The organism is Virgibacillus pantothenticus, from assembly GCF_018075365.1.
GTDB lineage: Bacteria > Bacillota > Bacilli > Bacillales > Amphibacillaceae > Virgibacillus > Virgibacillus pantothenticus.
In genome coordinates this window covers 3,481,152-3,500,509 of record NZ_CP073011.1, presented here as the reverse complement: position 1 = coordinate 3,500,509, position 19,358 = coordinate 3,481,152, and the positions used below count along the sequence as shown (strand labels likewise).

At 38.7% G+C, this 19,358-nt stretch carries 17 protein-coding genes; 14 read left to right on the top strand and 3 right to left on the bottom strand.

Annotation, left to right across the window (positions count from 1 at the left end; all coding sequences use genetic code 11):
- The first annotated feature begins 447 nt into the window (after positions 1-447).
- The 6 genes from KBP50_RS16145 to argF all read left to right on the top strand — a co-directional run bounded on the left by KBP50_RS16145 (position 448) and on the right by argF (position 6,255).
- Positions 448-867, top strand: a complete 420-nt coding sequence (locus KBP50_RS16145; protein WP_050351474.1) for a YwqH-like family protein — start codon at positions 448-450, stop codon at positions 865-867.
- The gene (locus tag KBP50_RS16140) at positions 867-1,148 is read left to right on the top strand and encodes a DUF5344 family protein (protein ID WP_050351473.1); all 282 of its coding nucleotides are present in this window, start codon (positions 867-869) and stop codon (positions 1,146-1,148) included. The genes KBP50_RS16145 and KBP50_RS16140 overlap by 1 nt, the downstream gene beginning before the upstream one ends.
- A gap of 46 nt (positions 1,149-1,194) precedes the next feature.
- Positions 1,195-1,899 (top strand): LXG domain-containing protein, encoded by a 705-nt coding sequence (locus KBP50_RS16135; RefSeq protein ID WP_050351472.1) that lies wholly within the window; start codon positions 1,195-1,197, stop codon positions 1,897-1,899.
- A gap of 565 nt (positions 1,900-2,464) precedes the next feature.
- Positions 2,465-2,866: a VOC family protein gene (locus KBP50_RS16130; RefSeq protein ID WP_050351471.1), complete on the top strand. Its 402-nt coding sequence runs from the start codon at positions 2,465-2,467 to the stop codon at positions 2,864-2,866.
- Between the two features lie 278 nt (positions 2,867-3,144).
- Complete coding sequence (locus KBP50_RS16125; protein ID WP_050351470.1) at positions 3,145-4,344, top strand: class I SAM-dependent rRNA methyltransferase; 1,200 nt, start codon at positions 3,145-3,147, stop codon at positions 4,342-4,344.
- Between the two features lie 906 nt (positions 4,345-5,250).
- A complete protein-coding gene (gene argF / locus KBP50_RS16120; RefSeq protein WP_050351469.1) occupies positions 5,251-6,255 on the top strand; it encodes an ornithine carbamoyltransferase in 1,005 nt (334 codons plus the stop codon).
- Between the two features lie 325 nt (positions 6,256-6,580).
- On the opposite strand, the gene thrB is transcribed toward argF, so the two are convergent.
- Genes thrB through KBP50_RS16105 form a run of 3 tightly spaced genes read right to left on the bottom strand, consistent with a single transcriptional unit; the run spans position 6,581 to position 9,838 of the window.
- A complete protein-coding gene (thrB, locus tag KBP50_RS16115) occupies positions 6,581-7,483 on the bottom strand; it encodes a homoserine kinase (protein WP_050351468.1) in 903 nt (300 codons plus the stop codon).
- Positions 7,480-8,541, bottom strand: coding sequence for a threonine synthase (gene thrC / locus KBP50_RS16110; RefSeq protein ID WP_050351467.1), 1,062 nt, complete (start codon positions 8,539-8,541; stop codon positions 7,480-7,482). Before thrC ends, thrB begins: the two co-directional genes overlap by 4 nt.
- Positions 8,507-9,838, bottom strand: coding sequence for a homoserine dehydrogenase (locus tag KBP50_RS16105; protein ID WP_050351466.1), 1,332 nt, complete (start codon positions 9,836-9,838; stop codon positions 8,507-8,509). The genes thrC and KBP50_RS16105 overlap by 35 nt, the downstream gene beginning before the upstream one ends.
- Before the next feature lie 215 nt (positions 9,839-10,053).
- Here KBP50_RS16105 and KBP50_RS16100 point away from each other — a divergent pair, with 215 nt between their 5' ends.
- The 8 genes from KBP50_RS16100 (at position 10,054) to KBP50_RS16065 (ending at position 19,192) form a co-directional block, all read left to right on the top strand.
- Entirely contained in the window at positions 10,054-10,206 is a 153-nt protein-coding gene (locus tag KBP50_RS16100; RefSeq protein ID WP_156875343.1) for a hypothetical protein, read from the top strand.
- Positions 10,207-10,620: 414 nt separating this feature from the next.
- The gene (locus tag KBP50_RS16095; protein WP_050351465.1) at positions 10,621-11,442 is read left to right on the top strand and encodes a squalene/phytoene synthase family protein; all 822 of its coding nucleotides are present in this window, start codon (positions 10,621-10,623) and stop codon (positions 11,440-11,442) included.
- 477 nt (positions 11,443-11,919) lie between these two features.
- Complete coding sequence (locus KBP50_RS16090; protein WP_050353439.1) at positions 11,920-13,425, top strand: BCCT family transporter; 1,506 nt, start codon at positions 11,920-11,922, stop codon at positions 13,423-13,425.
- Between the two features lie 366 nt (positions 13,426-13,791).
- Positions 13,792-15,369, top strand: a complete 1,578-nt coding sequence (locus KBP50_RS16085; protein ID WP_050351464.1) for an L-lactate permease — start codon at positions 13,792-13,794, stop codon at positions 15,367-15,369.
- Positions 15,370-15,578: 209 nt separating this feature from the next.
- The gene (locus KBP50_RS16080; protein WP_050351463.1) at positions 15,579-16,289 is read left to right on the top strand and encodes a FadR/GntR family transcriptional regulator; all 711 of its coding nucleotides are present in this window, start codon (positions 15,579-15,581) and stop codon (positions 16,287-16,289) included.
- Positions 16,290-16,329: 40 nt separating this feature from the next.
- Positions 16,330-17,067 (top strand): (Fe-S)-binding protein, encoded by a 738-nt coding sequence (locus KBP50_RS16075; protein ID WP_050351462.1) that lies wholly within the window; start codon positions 16,330-16,332, stop codon positions 17,065-17,067.
- Positions 17,064-18,488, top strand: a complete 1,425-nt coding sequence (locus KBP50_RS16070) for a LutB/LldF family L-lactate oxidation iron-sulfur protein (protein WP_050351461.1) — start codon at positions 17,064-17,066, stop codon at positions 18,486-18,488. Before KBP50_RS16075 ends, KBP50_RS16070 begins: the two co-directional genes overlap by 4 nt.
- Positions 18,488-19,192: a LutC/YkgG family protein gene (locus KBP50_RS16065; protein ID WP_050351460.1), complete on the top strand. Its 705-nt coding sequence runs from the start codon at positions 18,488-18,490 to the stop codon at positions 19,190-19,192. Before KBP50_RS16070 ends, KBP50_RS16065 begins: the two co-directional genes overlap by 1 nt.
- Positions 19,193-19,358 lie beyond the last annotated feature (166 nt).

The following is a 19,358-nucleotide window of genomic DNA, read 5'->3' as shown; positions in this document are numbered from 1 at the left end:
GCAACGATGCGACTTTAGAAATGCGCCCTACGATAAGGCCTCATCGGTTCGTCGATAAGAGGGGAAGGCCGACTAAAAACGGGCTTGCCGCCCAGATGTCAGCATCCCCCTGTTTTTAGTGGCATGATTCCTAAATCTTTAGTTGATTCGTTCCATTCGCTACGTTGCTAAACGGGCGCTTGCGCCTTTGCGTTTGTATAAAAAGTCGGGTATCGCAGCTACTTCTAAACACATGTGAAGGGGGTGACTGAAAGTTAAGTTAATACAAGTTGAGCTATTTTAGTATTTTCTTTGTTGGCTAATTGCTACTTCTTACCTACGCATCAAGGGGATTTATGTAAATAAATATAGGCTAAAGTTCCTCTTAAAACGAGGTTTTTAATACTATATAATGGAAGTAATATAGAAATAGTTGTAGTTGGGAGAAAGAAGTGCTGAGGTGAAGAAATGGAATCATTGCATTGGATTAATAGCCAAATAACCAGAACGCAAAATTCACTATATATGCTAAACCTTCAATTGGAAGATAAGCGAAGAGAATTAGAGCGACTTGCATTAGCACAATCAAATTTGCAAGATCGCCAGGAAGAATTTAGACAGCATACATCTTGGTGTACTACTCCTGAATTGACGGATAATACATGGGCAGGGCATTTAGCTGATCAATATCAGCAGTGGAGAGAAAATAATCTGAAGAAAAGTTATGTGGATCTATACAACCATCAATTAGCAGAAACGATAGAGCAGCTAAACAATAAAATTAGAGAAATAAAGCAATCGATCATTGATATTCGAATGGATCTAACAGCTCAAAACCATACATTAGACGATTTATATGGTAAACAGCGAAGGGAGTTAATGAATTAATGAGTGAGGAAATAAAAATAGCACATGGCCCAATACAAAAAACGATTACAAAACTGGAGATGACTACACAACAACTTAACTCGGATATGACGAGTGGATATGTAGGGGAAAACACGCTCGATATGACCAAAAAATTGGAAGAATTGAATCATTTGTTAGAGGATGTTTTAGCTTCGTATCAAGTAATGCTATTGGAACATGGCAAATCAACAATGGATGCGGTTGATCAGTTTATTGAATCAGAACAATCTATTGCCTCATCGATACAGTTTATAAAGTAAAAGGTAGAAATTGCACTCCTTATCACCCTTATAGGAGGTTTTTTTCATGAAAGTGTTACATAAAGAAGGAATTATTGATTATATAGAGGAATGCAGCCTCAAAGCAGTTGGAATACAACAACAGATAAAAGCTATTTTGCAAGCTGTCAGAAAAATTATTGCATTGAAAGAAGCTTTAAAAGGAAAAGGCGGGAGCGCAATTCGTTCTTTTTATGTAGACGTTCATGAGCCTTTTTTAATTTATATGGATCATTTTTTAACCTCATATCAACAAACATTACAGCAAATGAAAAACGCTGTACAATCCTTTGAGCCGGACGAGAAGGGTTTTATTCACCAGTCATTTTTTGAACAGGACTTAGAGCAGGGGGTCAGAAAGCTTGAATACGTCATACAGAGTATTACACACGAAGCAAATGCAGAGCTTATGAAAATACAAGATATCATCCAACTTCCGTTATTAGATGATGGTGAACTGTTACATCAGACATGGCAAGCGAAAAATAGAAAAAATAATATAATTGATCAGTTATATACTTTGGATCAGTCACAAACAAAAGCATTGGATCCGCTTATCCAAGATTTGATCAAAATGAAAAATTATCTATCCGATATGCAGCATATCTTTACTTCAACTAATACATCTATTACAGAGTATGAAAAAACGAAATTAGAGAATGTGGAAAATTATGAGGAAATAGCAGAGAGAAGTCGATTTAGAAAAAGGTATGATAAAAACAGCGAGAATTGATAATACCTAAAAGTAAAATTTACTGAACAAGTAAACTAAAATTGTATGTCATTTTGAAAACAAGCTCTTTTTTATAGTCCAGTCATGAGTGAGCGCTACGGAAGTTTAACCGTTATGTAAAGGTGCCGTAAGAAATCCATTTGGTTTACGTAGTAGTTAAATGTAACGGCGCCTTATTTGAAAAAGCAAGAAGGTTTGTCCAGCAATTACATTACGATAATTTTTTATATTCCCCATGTGTTGAAAGAAAGCACGTGAAGATTACTTTGTCCAGTACTTTTATAAGGTATCAGTTCGGTTATATTTTTCTTAATATAATTAAAATTAAAACTAAAATATGCTACCAATTATTTAGTTCACTCCCAAAAAGGTCACTTGGTCATTTTTAATATGAAATATAGTATATGGCGATTTAGTAAAACTACATCAAATATTGTGGTTTTTAGAAAACAGCTGCTTTAAAACGATGCTGAGTCTAAGCAGGTCGTTTAAATGGATTTATTTTACAAAAAGAATAAAATGTGTAGTATAGGGGTTATGTATACATGTCGTTAGGAGGGACTGGATGAAAAGAGGATTATTGCATCATGTAGAAATCAACGTATCTGATTTAGCCCAGAGTATACAGTTTTGGAGATGGCTACTAGAGGAGCTTGGGTATTCCGTATATCAAAAATGGGATACCGGGCAAAGCTGGAAAATAGCAGATACATATCTTGTATTCGTGCAGGCAGATAAAAAGTTTATAGCTGATGGATTTCATCGTCGTAGAGTAGGGCTGAATCATTTGGCGTTTTACGGAGAATCAAAAAAGCAGATTGATGAGATTACAGAAAAAATAGTTGCTAAAGGGATTCCGATTTTATATGAAGATAAGCACCCTTACGCCGGGGGACCTAGCCATTATGCAGTGTTTTTTGAAGATCCCGATCGGATAAAAGTAGAAGTCGTTGCGTCGGTGGAGTAAGATAATGGAGAGCTCCGTTTGTTTATTGCTAACTGAGTCTTGCACTTTTATTCATCCGCATGCAATAATAGAGGGAACATTCAATCAGTGGGGACTTTTATCTCATTAATTGTTAGTATTACAAGGATACAGCTTCAAGACCTTTGAACGAATCGGACATGTGAGTTGCAGTTGGTTATTCCAGCTATTCTTCTGAGTTCACCTCGTGAGATGGGAGGAGTTAGTTTAACTGCTAGTGTTGCATGTAGGATAAAGAATTTTTAGTTAGGGATGAAAAAATGAGGAAAGAAATAACGTTACAAGTAGACGATAGCTATATAAAGCAATTGCGGCAAGGGTATCCGCTGATACATCAAGAAGCAGTAAAGTCGAAACAACCACCAGAAGAAGGAGCTGTTGTCAAGCTTGTTGACTCTAAACACCGCTTTATTGCTAGAGGCTATTATGGGAAGCAAAATAAGGGAATTGGCTGGGTGCTAACTTATCATAAAGATGAAATGGTAAACGCAAAGCTATTTCAGTCAAAAATACTTACGGCTATCAACAAGCGACAAGGCTTTTATCAATCAGAGGATACAAATGCGTTCCGTGTCTTTAATGGAGAGGGAGACGGCATAGGCGGACTAACGATCGATTATTATGCAGGGTATTACTTGATTAATTGGTACAGCGAAGGAATTTATTCTTTTAAAGATGATGTAGTAAGGGCTTTGGATGTATTGGGTAATTATTATGCGATCTACGAGAAAAAAAGATTTCATACGCAAGGAAAGTACTTAGAAGATGACGATTTTGTGAAAGGGGAGCGCGGTCTATTTCCGATTATTGTAAAAGAAAACGGCATGCATTATGCTGTTTACTTAAATGATGGTGCAATGACGGGAATTTTTCTAGACCAGCGAGATGTTCGAAAGGCGATTCGTGATACGTATGCAAAAGGTAAGCAAGTGTTAAATACATTTTCCTATACAGGTGCTTTCTCTGTTGCTGCCGCTTTAGGCGGAGCAGAAAAGACGATAAGTGTAGACTTGGCGAAACGAAGCAAGCCGAAAACTATGGAGCAGTTTAGCATAAATGGTATTGATTTTGATCAGCATGAAATCATCGTTATGGATGTGTTCGATTACTTTAAATATGCACGGAGGAAACAGTTGCAATACGATCTCGTAATAGTTGATCCACCTAGTTTTGCGAGGTCCAAAAAGCGTACATTTAGTACGACGAAGGATTATCCTGCCTTACTTACAGATGTAATTTCGATTACCAAAAATCATGGAATCATTGTTGCTTCAACAAATAATGCTAGTTTTGGGATGAAAAAATTCAAAGGTTTTATTAGGCTAGCATGTCAGAAATCGCAAGCGAATTATAAAATCCTTGAACAATTTCAGCTACCATCAGACTTTCAAACGAATGAACAGTTTATCCAAAGTAATTATCTGAAAGTGTGCATTATTCAAATACAGAAAAATAAGTAGCTGAGCACAGTTTTGTTAAAAGATAAGAAACCAGCATGGCTTGCCTAGAACGCGAGCCACCATCTATCATGAAAAAACTTTTGCTTTATAATGTTTAGATTCTTAAATACTGTCTAAAATAAATGAGTTAGATAAGTTAAATAGAGTTGTTTTTTCGTACAAAAGTATAAAATGAGATGCTTGTGGATAATGAAATAACCGAATAGCCACGTCCGGCGCATGAGCCCAGCAACTAGGTGACTTTAGAAATGCGCCCTACGATAAGGCCTCATCGGTTCGTGGCAAAGAGGAAGGTCGACTAAAAACGGGCTTGCCGCCCAGACGTCGGCATACTCCTGTTTTAGTGGCATGATTCCTAAATCTTTAGTTGATTCGATCCATTCGCTACGTTGCTAAACGGGCGCCCCGAGCCTTTGTTCCACTATAGGAAAGTATAAGATTTTTTGGTTTATAGTATAAGAAAAACAAAGGCTTCCGCCATAAGACTTGGCGACAAGCCAAGTTTTTCTAATAGTAAAAAATCCTGCATCATTCTAATGATGTGGGATTTTTTAGTCCGGAGCATATTCAATGTCCGAATTTACTCGTCCTCAGCGCATAGTCATTCATTGATGCTAAAAATTGGTCCACTAAACCTGAAAAGTCGCCAATGCATCAAAATATATTCGCTAGGTTTCATCCAATCCCACTGAGTACCGAGTATGAACTGAAGACATGCCTAGGAAGAAAAATTTCAATCTATGAAATATCTAAAAAGATGACTTCAGTAGCTAAATGATGTATATGTACCTAGAACAAACAATTTTCATTTAGCTTAATTTTCTTTAAAATATAATATATAATTATTGTATATTTATTCTGTATAGTGCATAATAATTCATAATATATTTAAAAGGCGGCGATAAAATGGCGATTGGTGTAAAAGAAACATTAAAAGGATTACAAGGTAGAGACTTTTTAACATTGGCAGACTATTCACGTGAAGAGATAGAAGAATTAATCGAATTAGCTCAAACACTAAAATCTAACTACAAAAGTGGATACCGAGATCTATTATTAACAGGAAAAACATTAGGTATGATTTTTGAAAAATCCTCAACGAGAACAAGAGTTTCTTTTGAAGTTGGTATGTATCAATTAGGAGGGAATGGTATCTTTCTAAACTCCAAGGATTTACAAATTGGAAGAGGAGAGACGATTGCAGATACAGCACAGGTGCTGTCAAGGTATCTGGATGGAATAATGATTCGGACTTATTCACAAGCGGATGTAGAGGAACTAGCAAGTCAAGCAAGTATTCCTGTTATTAATGGACTAACAGATGTATATCATCCTTGTCAGGTTTTAGCTGATTTGCTAACTATAAAGGAATTAAAGGGGACGCTCCAAGATTTAAAACTAGCATATATTGGTGATGGAAATAACATGGTACATTCATTAATGCTTGGGGCAAGTATTTTAGGAATGCATGTAGCTGTTGCTACGCCGAATGGTTATCAGCCAGATAAGGAAATTGTGGCAAAGGCAAGTGCGCTTGCAGACCGATCTGGTGGCAGTGTCCACATTACGGATCAGCCTCAAGAAGCCGTTCAGCAAGCTGATGTCATTTATACGGATGTTTGGGCTAGCATGGGGCAAGAGGAAGAACAAGAAAAAAGAGAATTGGCGTTTACGAACTTTCAAGTAAATGCACAATTAATGCGTTTAGCAAAAAGCGACATGAGCTTCATGCACTGTTTACCGGCTCATCGCGGAGAAGAAGTAACTGCAGATGTGATTGATGGTCCTCATTCGGTTGTTTTTCAGCAGACGGAGAATCGATTACATGCACAAAAAGCATTATTAGTAGCTTTAATGGGAGCAACAGATAAAGAGGGCGTTCTTTTCGCAAAACAAAACCCAAGAAATTAACATTTAACAAAACAAGCAATTAGTGGTAAACAGCATTTATCCCGTATAGGTGCTGTAAGACTCCCACTTTAGGAGTTGAATAATCTGTACTGCAACAAGTCTGCCACTTTCCTTTTGCAATAGTAATCACATAAATGAAATTATGGTAAATGATGGAAAACCGCCGAAGTTCACATTTTAACTCACATGAGGTTACATCCCTGTATCTGATGCCCGGCGAAAAGCTCTAAGTAAATAACACTGATTCTGTATAATAAACAAAAAAACAGTGGTGGATAAAAGTAAACACCACTGTTTTATAATTTATGTTACGCCTTCTCTGTTACTAAACTAATTTCGTCTCTACTCTTACTCCAGTGAAATCTATTTCTCTTTGCTGAATATGATAGGAAGAAAATGTATTTTGTAACTTTTGCTTTATAGCTGCTCCGGTTCCTTTAGGGAAAAATGATAACATAGTAGGTCCTGCACCACTAATGACAGTACCATATGCGCCAAGTTCTTTAGCCATTCGTTTGATAGCGTCGTATTTGGCAATTAACTTTGCCCGAAAAGGCTCATGAAAGATGTCTTTTTCCATCATTTTTCCTGCCAGTTCATAATTTTCATTCATCAATGCTGCGATGAAGACATTCCCTATACTGCCAGCTTTTGCAGCTTGAGAACGTGAGTATACCTCAGGAAGTACTTGTCTTGACACATCTGTTTTCAATTCTTCTTGCGGAATGAACACGAGAATATCGATATTTAATTGATTTATTTTGCAAACATCTATGGATTTATCGTCGTTATAGGCAGTAACTACTAATCCGCCAAGTAGAGCGGCGGCAACGTTATCGGGATGGCCTTCTCGTTCCGTAGCCAACTGTAATTTTTCGGTGCTGGATAGACCCAGCTGACAACATTGATTAGCTAACTCGATACCAGCAACAATTGCTGATGCACTACTTCCTAATCCACGAGCTAAAGGAATTGCGCTATTAATGGTCATATAACAAGCCGGGAGTTCCTTTCCATATAGCGCTGCAGTTTGATTGGCTACCTGATAGATAAAATGCTCCTTATAGTTGTTAAAAGCTGGTAGCATTTCTGATTGCTGATCGATCCCCCAAGTATTATTTGCTGAAACGGTTAGGGTAAGATATAAATCCACTGCTAGTCCTAATGAATCGAAGCCAGGTCCGATATTTGCGGAGCTGGCCGGTACGGAAAGGCTAAATGGTTTCATGTGTTAACCTGCTTTGCTAAATATTCCATAACCGCTTGTTCATCATTTGGTAAAGACACTGGGTCGATGTTTAACTCATCAATAGCTGTTTGTGGATCTTTTAAGCCATTTCCTGTTAATACAGCTACAACTTTACTGCCTTGTTTAATCGTTCCGTTCTTTGTTTCTCGAATAACTCCAGCTATGGATGCATTGGATCCTGGTTCAGCAAAGATTCCTTCCGTTTGAGCTAACGTTTTGAAAGCATGAATAATTTCATCATCGCTGACTGCTTTTATCGCGCCGCCTGACTCATTTCTAGCTGTTTCAGCCAGTTTCCAACTGGCAGGATTTCCAATCCGAATAGCTGTTGCAATCGTCTCTGGCTGTTTAATAACTTTGTTGTTGACAATGGCTGCTGCTCCTTCTGCTTCAAAACCAAACATTTTTGGTAGCCCTGTCTGTTTAAAGGCATCGTACTCCTTAAATCCTTTCCAATAGGCACTTATATTTCCAGCATTGCCGACAGGAATAGCTAGAACATCAGGGGCTGCACCTAATTCATCACAAACTTCAAAGGCAGCTGTTTTTTGTCCTTCGAGCCGGTAAGGGTTGACTGAATTAACTAATGTGACGGGCTGTTTTTCACTTAGATGGCGAACCATCGTTAAAGCCTCATCAAAATTACCATCAATTTCGACGATCTCTGCACCATACATAATGGCTTGTGCTAGTTTACCAAGTGCAACTTTCCCTTTAGGAATGACAATAATTGCTTTTATTCCTGCCTTTGCAGCATATGCGGCAGCAGAGGCAGATGTATTTCCTGTAGAGGCGCAAATAATCGAATTACTACCTTCTTCAATTGCTTTAGCGACAGCCATTACCATTCCCCGATCTTTAAACGAACCCGTTGGATTAGCACCTTCAATTTTTCCATATAATTCAATGCCTAATTCCTTGGACAAGTTCGTCAGATGGATGAGTGGTGTGTTTCCCTCATGCAATGTTAGTGCAGGTGTATGATTCGTTGTTGGTAAAAACTCATGATAATGTTTTAGCAGTCCCGGCCAATTCATCTGGTGCATCCCCTTCCACTTTGTAGTAGCTTTTGATTTGTTTGACGACGTCTAATTCATGAAGCTGATTTAATGCATTTTCAAAGGTTGCTAAAGATGTTTGATGTGTAATAAGTATAATTTCCGCCAAGCCGTTCTGCTTCATTGGTGTTTGTAAAATGCGCTTAAAGCTGATGGACAGATCATTAAACAAGGTTGATATTTCGGAAAATGCCCCGATACGATCTTTCACGTGAATACGTAAGTAATACTGTCCTGAGCGTTGCTCACTATTCCGTAATGTGGTTGTAATTCTAGGTTCTAATGAAGCATTGCCACTTATGCCTAGGCGCATATTCTTAATTACAGTTACGAGGTCTGAAACGATTGCTGTTGCAGTAGGCAAGCTTCCGGCACCTGGTCCGTAGAACATGGTTTCACCAACTGCGTCCCCATACACATAAACCGCGTTATATTCATTTTTTACACCGGCTAATGGATGATCATTGGAAAGAAAAGTTGGTTGCACACTTACTTCAATTTGCTGATTTTTACATTGCGCAAATCCAATTAATTTCATCGTATAGCCAAATTTTTCACCATATTGTAAATCCGCTAACTCTAAATCCTTAATTCCATTTACCTCTACTTCAGATAATGCCACATCGGTAGAAAAAGCCAGTCTTCCTAATATCGCCATTTTTCTAGCTGCATCTAATCCTTCCACATCCGCTGTAGGATCGGCCTCAGCAAAACCTAATTCCTGTGCTTCCTTTAATGCTTCCTCATAAGTCATTCCATCATTTGTCATTTTCGTTAAAATATAATTCGTTGTTCCATTGACAATTCCCATAACTTTTTGAATGCGGTCCGAAGCTAAACCATCTGTAATCCCTCGTAAAATAGGTATACCACCAGCTACGCTTGCTTCGTAATAAAAATCACATTTATGCTGACGAGCAGTTTCTTCTAATTCCGTGCCATGTAAGGCAATTAGATCTTTATTGGCACTTACTACATGTTTTTTAGTCCTAAATGCTTCCAGTGTATATTGATAAGCTTCATCAATACCTCCCATTACTTCTATAATAACATCAATTGCGGGATCTTGAAGAATATCTGCTGGATCGGTAGTGAGAAACGTTTGATTGAGATCAACATCACGAACCTTATCTACATTACGAACTAATACGCTTTTAACTTCAATGGAACAGCCTAATTGATGAACGAGCTCTTCTTGATGATTTTTAATAAGCTTAATGACTCCTGAACCGACGACTCCTAATCCTAATAGACCGATAGAAACCTTGTTTCCCACTTCATCACCTCATCGCTTTTGTTTAATAGCTATTTAAACACGAATAATGAAGGATAGCAATAGCGAAATTTTCAAAATAAAAAAATAAACGGCTTACATTTACAAAAATATGATTTATGTGTCATTTCTATGGACTAGAAGAGAAAACTCTGTTTAACCTTTTGCACCCTTTTTGAATAAACTACAAAGAAAGAATGTGCAAAGAGGTGTATAAATTGAATGTTACAACAGTAGGATTTCTCTTCTTTTTAAGTTTAGTATTTGGAGCAGGAGCAGGTTGTTTATTTAATCATATGAAAGTAGGAGCCTCCATAGGGCTTGCGGTGGGGATGTTGATTGTGGTTTTATTTCGAATCAAGCGCTGGTGAACGTTTCATTTCCCTTTGCTAGGCATGTGATATCGTAAACCGGATCAAAAAAAGCAGCAAGTCCTGTTTGGATAGGAAATCTAAAATCATTCATGAACAAATAAATAATGTGGTTCAACAAGTACTGTGCATATGTTCTAGTGCATGAAAATTAACCCTACAGCATAGGTTGGTACGAGGGTTACAATGGTTCTCGTTCCCCAGTTAGACAAGCAATAGTCGTGCAAGACATGTAAAAGGACAAAAAACCGATGTCATAGGGTAAAACGCAACTTGGATAGAAGGTGTATCGTTCACTGATGTAAAGCAGCAATTATCTACGTACTCAAGTAAAGAAAATCAATGTAGCATGAAGTTTTCATTTTTTTTTGATATACTAAAATTACCTCACATCATTACAAGGAGGAAACATCGTTGGGTAAAGAAGCAAAGTTACAAAAGGATGCCATGCGCGTTTTAAAAGAAACGAGCAGAACCTTTTATATTCCGATTACGCTACTAAAATCCGTATTAAAACATACGGTTGGCTCTGCGTATTTATGTATGCGAGCAATTGATGAAATAGAAGATCATGAGCAACTAACTTCTGAGACGAAGCAACATTTGTTGCGATCAACTGGTAAACTATTACAAGAACGATCATTTGATGAAGAGGCGTATTATCAGTTAATAAAGCCTTATGCAGCTATACTGCCAGAAGTAACTATAAGGCTTGCTGATTGGTTAAAAGTTTGCCCTAAAGATATAGTCATTAAAATTAAACAGTCTACAAGTATTATGGCCGATGGAATGGCAAAATGGACAGAAAAAAATTGGGACTTGCGAACAAAAGAAGATTTGGATGAATATACATATTATGTTGCAGGATTAGTCGGTGTAATGCTGTCAGATATCTGGGAATGGTATGACAACACGAAAACAGACTATGACTTAGCGGTTGGCTATGGCAGAGGTCTGCAAGCGGTAAATATGTTAAGAAATCAGGAAGAAGATGCGGAGCGAGGCGTTCATTTTGTTCCAGATGGATGGACAAGAGCAGATTTGTTTACATATGCCAAGGAAAATTTGCAGCAAGCAGAAATTTACATAAAGGATATTCAAACAAGAAACATTTTACTATTTTGTAAGATTCCCCTAGCTTTAGCTAAAAAGACATTAAAGGCATTAGAAAATGGGGAAGAAAAAATGTCACGTGATGAAGTTGAGGCTACAGTAGATGATATTTTAAACCAATAAGTGCCCAAGTATTTGTAGGCTCGAATTGTTGACAAAATAATAACGGCACCCTATAATCATGAACTGTGTTTAAAAACGAGCAAGCCGATGGATTCTTGTCAAGATTATTTCATACTGCCCTGGCAGTATAGGTATGATGAAGGCTTTCGCTATGGTAACTTTGGTAAGTAAAGTGAAGTATCGGGGAATAATCTTTATCCATCCAATGGTCTTTAATGACAAGTGAAGTAGAATGTGTTTGAAAAAGTGGATGAAGAGGTAGTCTAGAATTTCATTGTACTTTGTTTCGAAAAACTGGATGTTGCAAAATATATAACAACAGCTAGAAACAAACGATTATATCAAAGAAATTCGCTGTGCCATTTTATTGAATTTTTTAAACAGCTTGTGTAAGTAAATTATAGGCACTTGCTCCTAAAATTTAGGAGGAAAAACGTGGACTTAAAAAAAGACACGAAGTTAGATTGGCCAGTATTCATGATCAGTGGTGGAATGCTAATACTGTTTATTCTATTGTCACTTTGGAGTAGCGATGCAGTTGGAGATGTTGTAAATACGTTATTTGTCTATGCATCGGATATCTTTGGCGCTTATTGGCAATTGTTATTGATAGGAAACTTTTTTATTGGATTATTTTTAGCCTTTTCAAAGTATGGAAAAGTGAAATTAGGTAACCAGGATCAGCCTAAGTATAGTTACTTTAAATGGGTATCTATGATATTAGTAACACTCTTAGCAAGTGGCGGGGTGTTTTGGGCTGCGTCTGAGCCAATGTACCATTATATGACAAATCCACCTTTATTTGGTGGTGGAGATTTTCAGAATATCAACGCTGCCTTTGCACAATCATTTATGCATTGGGGGTTTTTAGCGTGGGCCATTCTAGGAACACTTGCTGTTATCGTAATGATGTATGTGCACTATAGCAAAGGTTTTCCACTTAAGCCAAGGGGGTTATTATACCCTATCTTTGGTGAAAAAATTTACCATAAAAGTGCTGTTGGTACGGCTGCTGATGTGTTTGCAATCTTTGCAACAGTAGCAGGAACGCTTGGACCTTTAGGGTTTTTAGGTTTGCAAATTGCTTATGGGATGAGTCATTTGTTTGGCGTACCAAATACGCTTACTGTAAGCATACTTGTTATTATAGGATTGGTGCTTGTTGCAGCAATTTCAGCTGCTACTGGTGTTGATCGTGGAATTGTGACGTTAAGCCGTTATAATGTAGGGTTTACGATATTTTTAGCAGTTCTCGTACTCATTATTGGACCAACAGCGTTTATTATTGATGCTTTTGTTGGTGGTACTGGCGTACATTTACAAAATTTCTTTACGATGTCATTATTCCGTGGAGATGAGGGCTGGCTCTCCTCTTGGACGATTTTTTTCTGGGGATGGTTTTTAGGTTATGCTCCCATGTTAATTGTGTTTATTAGTCGGATTTCTCGAGGAAGGACCATCCGCGAATTAGTGATTGCTGTTTCTATTGTAGCACCAATCATAAATAATTTTTGGTTTTCCATTGTTGGCGGAACAGGAGTGTTTTTTGAAAATAAACATCCAGGATCTGTTTCCGACTCTTTAAATGAGGGCGGTATGCCTGCAGCGGTAATGGCGATTACCGACCAGCTGCCATTAAGTGTTTGGTTTGGTGTGGGCTTTCTCCTTGTTTCGATTATTTTTGTTGCCACAACAGCTGATACAATGGCGTATACGGTTGCAGCAACAATTACAGGAAACGATCATCCAAAGCGCTGGCTGCGTGTATTTTGGGCGTTAATCTTTGGTGGAACTTCGGCAGCAATTTTAACAATAGGTGAGGACAGTGTGGCTTCCATCCAAAATTCTATCGTTATAACAGCTGTACCCGTTTCTATTTTGCTACTCCCTACGCTTTGGTGTGCGCCTAGAATTGCTAGGACAATGGCATTAGAGCAAGGACTGATTTGGCAAAGAGAATTGCTAAAGAAAGTAGATAAGTAAAAAACCTCTATCTGTTAGAAAGATTTTTTCTATCAGATAGAGGTTTTTCGTATTTGGAAGGTCGGTTTGCGAAACAACTTGTATCTGCATGAAGAGAGGTAAAGAAAAGATATTTATACTTTGAAGGAAATAATTCAAAGAGCTAGGGCAAAAGGATTTAGAGGCAGATGCATAAAGGGGCATTTCCATACCATCAAGGAAAACGGGCGCAAAAGCAACGGTGAAATTTATGTTCAATTGTACACAATTCAAAATCTTGAATTCAAAATGGAAAGTCAGTAAACTGATACATAAGGTCATCAGATGACCTTATTAGGGGATGGGTGAAAACGCTTAATTAAACAGAGAGAGAAAAGAGGGGTTTCTATGTATCTAATTGTTGCATTAAGTGCAATTATTGCACCATTTATTTTTTTAGTAGCATTTCGTTTCCCTGCTACAAGGGGGATGACGTGGAGTGCATTCATTGTTATCGGACTTGCAATGGCAATTTGGGGAGTGGAGGGGAAGCTAATTGCTTCATCTGTATTACAGGGTATACATAAAACGTTAACCATACTTTGGATTTTATTCGGGGCACTTGTGTTGTTAAACACACTTCGCAAGACAGGAGCAGTAGATCGGATTAACCAAGGGTTTCAAAACATTTCAACAGATATGCGCGTGCAAGTAATTATCGTTGCTTTTTTATTCGGATCGTTAATAGAAGGAGCTGCTGGCTTTGGTACACCAGCGATGGTAACAGGCCCATTAATGATTGCACTTGGGTTTCGTCCGTTAGCTGCTGCAACAACTGCTTTAATTGCAGATAGTACAGCAGTTGCTTTTGGAGCAGTGGGTACTCCAGTAGCAGTCGGTTTAAGTACACTTCCGGAAGCAGGTCCAGCATTTTTTCAAGAAATAGGGAAAACGATTACAACGATTGATATATTTGCGGGAACATTTATCCCCTTTACTTTAGTCGTGATTATGACAGTATTCTTTGGAAAGGCTAAGGGGTTAAAAGATGCATGGCCGATGTTGCCTTGGACGTTATTAATTGGTATCGTTTACACTTCGTCTGCACTGCTATATGCAGTGGTTTTTGGGCAAGAGTTTATTGCAATTTTAGCATCATTAACAGCCTTAATTATTGCAACCATAACGGCAAAAAAGGGCTGGCTTCTACCGAAAAAAACATGGCAAGATGCCTTGCAGGAAGATTTTCACCCAGAAAAGAAAAAATCCGATATGGGACTGTTTGCAGCGTGGTCGCCGTATGTGATTGTCGTTGTATTGTTATTAATGACGCGGATTATCCCTTGGCTAGCTCAATTTACAAAAACAGCGATTGATTTTTCATGGACGAATATTCTTGGCATTGAAGGCATTACCTCTAACTGGGAGTTTCTTTATTCGCCAGGAACGATTCTGGCAGTTGCTGCAATAGTATCGGTCTTTCTTCATCGAAAAGGCTTTTCTGTATTTATCTCAGCAGCTAACCAGTCTTTTTTAACCATGAAAACGACCGCAATATCATTAATTGCTACATTAGCGATGGTGCATGTATTTACGAATTCAGGTATCAATGTTCATGATTTGGCGAGCATGCCTCAATATATTGCTGAATCATTTGCTAATTCTTTAGGGGCGGTATGGTTTTTGGTAGCCCCTTTTGTAGGTGAGCTAGGCTCGTTTATTACTGGGAGCGCAACGGTTTCAACCTTAACATTTGCCCCTATTCAGCATAGTGTTGCAAATCAAGTAGGTATGGATGCAAATGCAGTACTTGCTGCCCAGATTGTCGGAGCAGGTGCGGGTAATATGATTTGCGTGCATAATGTGGTAGCAGCCAGTGCTGTAGTAGGCTTATCCGGGAAAGAAGGCGATATTATCCGAAAAACATTGTTACCCGCCATTTTATATGGACTGGTTATCGGTTTAGCAACCTATTTTATTTTTTAGTACAGGATTGTTTTGACAGTTGCCTATAGTATGCAACAATGGATTCGATTTTGAACGAAGCTGTCTGAAATTCACAGTAACTTTAATGCAGTTAAAAAATTTAATATTGCGTTTGTCCAACTCTGATTTGTAAGTAATCCGCTCCTCAACAGCTTTTCAAATATAGACGTATCAAGTAAAATGGGTTCAAATGAGGGGGAGTGGGAAGCATGAAATATAAGCGTATTCAACCTAAAAAAATATATGAACAAGTAGCTGATTCATTAATTGATATGATTAAATCTGGGCAGTTACAGCCTGGAGATAAATTAGATTCTGTTGAAAAATTAGCAGCTAACTTTGAAGTAGGAAGGTCAGCAATTCGCGAAGCATTAAGTGGATTGCGCTCAATGGGGTTAGTGGAGATGCGTCAAGGGGAAGGAACGTACGTGAAAACATTCGACCCGAAAAGATTCACTCTTCCTGTTAGTACCGCATTTCTAATGAAACGAAATGATGTACAGGAACTCTACCAAGTTCGGAAAATATTAGAAGTCGGAACTGCGGGGTTAGCAGCGGAAAATTATCAAGCAGCTGATTTATTGGAAATGGAAAAAGCTTTAGTTGTTATGGAACATGCTAAAGGAAATGAGGCTTTAGCAGAACAAGCCGATACTGATTTTCATGTAGCTATCGCGAAAGCGACACATATTAATTTACTAAACCATTTAATGGGTAGTGTCGCTGAGCTGATGTCGGAAACGATACGAGAATCACGGCAAATTTTATTATATACCGAGGATCGAGCAGATATTTTGCTAGAAGAGCATCAACAGATTTTTGAAGCGATAAAAAGTAGGCGGGCAGATCAAGCAAGAGAAGCAATGTACAGTCATTTAGAAAAAGTAGAGAAATTGGTATTTAAACATCTTGATGTATAACTTTTCTGCCTGCTTGAGTTATGAAAATGGGGTGAGATTAATGAAAGTTTCATTATTTATTACATGTGTCAGTGACATGATTTTTGCCGATGTTGGTAAACATACGGTGGAAATTTTGGAGCGTGTTGGCTGTGAGGTCGATTTTCCAGCGGCGCAGACATGCTGTGGTCAGCCAGCTTATAATAGTGGGTATTTACAAGAAGCCAAGCAATCTATGAAACAAATGATGCGTTCCTTCAAAGACTCAGAGTATGTGGTTGGTCCTTCAGGCTCTTGTGTCGGTATGTTAAAAGAGTATCCTGCTATTTTCAAAGGTGACTCAGAATGGGAAGAAGCAGCGGTAGATCTTGCTAATAAGAGCTATGAAATTACGCAATTTTTAGTTGATGTTCTGGGGGTAACCGACCTAGGATCTACCTTTAAAGGCAAGGTTACCTATCACCCATCATGCCATATGACGCGAATTCTTGGAGTGAAAGATGCACCACAAACACTTTTACGTCATGTGAAAGGCATCGAGTTGATAGAATTGCCTGTAAAGGAAGATTGCTGTGGATTTGGTGGTACATTTGCTGTGAAAAATCCTGACATCTCGCGGGAAATGGTAAAGGAAAAGTCGCAACATGTATCAGAAACGAATGCGGAATATTTAGCTGGTGGTGATATGGGCTGCTTAATGAATATTGGCGGTAGGATGCGTCGAGAGGGGAAAAATGTAAAAGTCGTCCACATTACGGAAATTTTGAATACACATGAACAAGGTGGGGGAATTGCATGAGTATCAAACTGGGAGATATGTCATACCAAGACCGAATTGAAAAAGGGATTGAGAATGACTTCATGAGAGAAGCCGTTTCCTCTGCACAAGGGCGATTTAGAAACGGTCGTCTCACACAAGCGGAAGAGCTTGGTGATTGGGAGGACTGGCGACAGCTTGGATCGGAAATTCGTACGCATACATTAGAAAATCTCGATTATTACTTGCAACAATTAAGTGAACAAGTATCCAAGCGTGGCGGAAATGTATTTTTTGCCGCTACAGCAGAGGAAGCCAATGCTTATATTAAAAAGGTCATTAAACAGAAAAACGGCAAGAAGGTCGTTAAATCCAAATCTATGGTAACGGAAGAGATTGGATTGAATCAACAATTGGAGCAAATGGGTGCAGAAGTTGTCGAGTCTGATTTGGGAGAATGGATTTTACAGCTTGATGAAGACCCCCCTTCCCATATCGTTACGCCGGCTCTACATAAAAATAAAGAGCAAATTCGCGAAACTTTTGCAGAAAAACGCGGCTATGATCAGTCCGATTCTCCTGAAGAATTAGCGGCATTTGCCCGTGAACAGCTGCGTAAAGATTTTCTGTCTGCTGATGTTGGGATTACCGGTTGTAATTTTGCAATTGCCGAATCAGGTGCGATTACATTAGTTACCAATGAAGGAAATGCACGTATGGTAACAGCTCTGCCAGATACGCAAATAACGGTTATGGGAATGGAACGCATTGTCCCTACATGGGAAGATATGGAAGTATTAGTAAGTCTGCTAACACGAGCAGCTGTCGGCCAGAAGTTAACGAGCTATGTTACGTCTTATACAGGAGCTAGATTAGAAGGAGAAATTGATGGACCTGATGATTATCATTTAGTTATCGTGGATAATGGTCGTTCGAAAATATTAGGAACAGAATTTCAATCGGCTTTGCATTGTATCCGCTGTGCAGCTTGTATTAATGTATGTCCGGTATATCGACATGTCGGAGGTCATGCTTATAATTCTATTTATCCAGGCCCGATCGGCGCAGTTTTAACACCACTATTGGATGGCTATGACGATCATAAGGAGCTACCATATGCATCATCGCTTTGCGCAGCTTGTACAGAGGCATGTCCGGTCAAGATTCCATTACATGAGCAATTGATCCGTCATCGACAAATTATTGTGGAACAGGAGAAGAAATCCCCGGTAACGGAAAAGATAATGATGAAGGGATTTGCGCAATGGGCCTCTACTCCTGCTGCATACAAGCTAAGTACGAAGTTGGCAAGAACAGCCTTAAAGCCATGGACGAAAGATGAAACGATTAAAAATGGCCCTGGTCCATTAAAAGGTTGGACAGATGTAAGAGATTTTCCGGCACCAGCAAAACAATCCTTTCGTGCTTGGTGGAAGGAACGGAAAAAGGGGGTTAATCAGTAATGGTCATTCATAATCACGATGCATTTTTAAGTAATGTAGCAGCACATTTAGGACGACCGCGCCGTACGTCTGGAGTAAAGCGCCCAACTTGGAGCGTTCGCCCACAAGATCGTGTTTTTGCAGGTTATTCCAAAGAAGAACTGATAGCAGTATTAAAAAAGCAGTGTCAAGCGATTCATACCGATGTTGTCGAAGTGAAGCAACATGAACTGACGCAAGCGTTGACAGACACGATCAAACGGTATGAAGGAAAAACGGTAATTGCAGCCAATGATAAACGGAATGCACTATATGGGCTGGATCAATTCTATGAGCAACTCAATGAAGAGATAGATGTGCATATTTGGGATGCCCAACTTGGAAAGGAAAATCAAATCATAGCCGAACGTACCGATATTGGTATCTCATTTAGCGATATAACTTTAGCTGAGTCAGCTACTGTAACATTGTTTAATGATAAGCACCATGGTCGTTCCATTAGCTTATTGCCCAAAAGCTTTATTGCCATTATCCCTAAGAGTACGATTGTCCCACGCATGACACAAGCAGCACAGCAATTGCATATGTCTGTGGAGAAAGGGAAGGATGTTCCTTCTTGTGTCAGTTTTGTTTCTGGTCCGAGTAACAGTGCCGATATTGAAATGAATTTAATTGTGGGCGTACACGGGCCTATTCAAGCGACGTATATTGTCGTGGGGGATTAAGTGAGGGGAAAGCGAAAAGTAGAAAAAGCAGTGTCAACAGCTGTTTTATTTAGATAGCAATAACATGAAATAAGGATACCTTTGAATATGTCATTTGTATAGGCAGGAGATTATTTAGACTGGAACTAGATAATCTCCTGTTTTTTCATGCCTTTTATCCCGTATA

Bases quoted from the DNA above. Each gene is read 5' to 3' on its own strand.
- KBP50_RS16145 (WP_050351474.1), top strand. From the start codon at position 448: ATGGAATCATTGCATTGGATTAATAGCCAAATAACCAGAACGCAAAAT.
- KBP50_RS16140 (WP_050351473.1), top strand. From the start codon at position 867: ATGAGTGAGGAAATAAAAATAGCACATGGCCCAATACAAAAAACGATT.
- KBP50_RS16135 (WP_050351472.1), top strand. From the start codon at position 1,195: ATGAAAGTGTTACATAAAGAAGGAATTATTGATTATATAGAGGAATGC.
- KBP50_RS16130 (WP_050351471.1), top strand. From the start codon at position 2,465: ATGAAAAGAGGATTATTGCATCATGTAGAAATCAACGTATCTGATTTA.
- KBP50_RS16125 (WP_050351470.1), top strand. From the start codon at position 3,145: ATGAGGAAAGAAATAACGTTACAAGTAGACGATAGCTATATAAAGCAA.
- argF (WP_050351469.1), top strand. From the start codon at position 5,251: ATGGCGATTGGTGTAAAAGAAACATTAAAAGGATTACAAGGTAGAGAC.
- thrB (WP_050351468.1), bottom strand. From the start codon at position 7,483: ATGAAACCATTTAGCCTTTCCGTACCGGCCAGCTCCGCAAATATCGGA.
- thrC (WP_050351467.1), bottom strand. From the start codon at position 8,541: ATGAATTGGCCGGGACTGCTAAAACATTATCATGAGTTTTTACCAACA.
- KBP50_RS16090 (WP_050353439.1), top strand. From the start codon at position 11,920: ATGATCAGTGGTGGAATGCTAATACTGTTTATTCTATTGTCACTTTGG.
- KBP50_RS16085 (WP_050351464.1), top strand. From the start codon at position 13,792: ATGTATCTAATTGTTGCATTAAGTGCAATTATTGCACCATTTATTTTT.
- KBP50_RS16080 (WP_050351463.1), top strand. From the start codon at position 15,579: ATGAAATATAAGCGTATTCAACCTAAAAAAATATATGAACAAGTAGCT.
- KBP50_RS16075 (WP_050351462.1), top strand. From the start codon at position 16,330: ATGAAAGTTTCATTATTTATTACATGTGTCAGTGACATGATTTTTGCC.
- KBP50_RS16070 (WP_050351461.1), top strand. From the start codon at position 17,064: ATGAGTATCAAACTGGGAGATATGTCATACCAAGACCGAATTGAAAAA.
- KBP50_RS16065 (WP_050351460.1), top strand. From the start codon at position 18,488: ATGGTCATTCATAATCACGATGCATTTTTAAGTAATGTAGCAGCACAT.